1 protein-coding gene is annotated in these 703 nt (G+C 68.4%); it reads left to right on the forward strand.

What is annotated here, in order from left to right:
- On the forward strand, nt 1-703 hold a 703-nt coding region (locus ACF8R3_RS09500), incomplete at both ends, for an AMP-binding protein (RefSeq protein ID WP_392515533.1).

Genomic DNA, 703 nt, shown 5'->3' on the forward strand with positions numbered 1-703 from the left:
CTGGCCTACGTGATCTACACCTCCGGCTCCACCGGCAAGCCCAAGGGCGCCGGCAACCGCCACGTGGCCCTGGCCAACCGCCTGTACTGGATGCAGCAGGCCTATGAGCTGACCGCTGCTGACCGGGTGCTGCAAAAGACCCCATTCAGCTTCGACGTGTCGGTGTGGGAGTTCTTCTGGCCGTTGATGACCGGCGCCCAACTGGTGGTGGCCGAGCCCGGCGCGCACCGCGACCCGGCGCAGTTGGTGGCGCTGATCGAGCAGCACGGCATCAGCACGCTGCACTTCGTGCCGTCGATGCTGCAGGTGTTTCTGCAATCGCCGGACCTGGACGGGTGCCACAGCCTGCGGCGCATCCTGTGCAGTGGCGAGGCGCTGGCGCTCGATGCCCAGGCCCAGGTGTTCGCACGCCTGCCCAAGGCCGGCCTGTACAACCTGTACGGCCCGACCGAAGCCGCCATCGACGTCACCCACTGGACCTGCGTGAAGGAGGGCAGCGACAGCGTGCCCATCGGGCGTCCCATCGCCAACCTGCACACCTACGTGCTGGACGCGGCCCTGCAACCGGTGGTGCCGGGGGTAGCCGGTGAGTTGTACCTGGGTGGCGTAGGCCTGGCCCGTGGGTATCACCGCCGCCCGGCGCTGACCGCCGAGCGCTTCGTGGCAAGCCCTCTGGGTAATGGCGAGCGCTTGTACCGCACGG

It is taken from the genome of Pseudomonas sp. FYR_7, from assembly GCF_043106155.1.
GTDB classification, from domain to species: Bacteria; Pseudomonadota; Gammaproteobacteria; order Pseudomonadales; family Pseudomonadaceae; genus Aquipseudomonas; species Aquipseudomonas parafulva_B.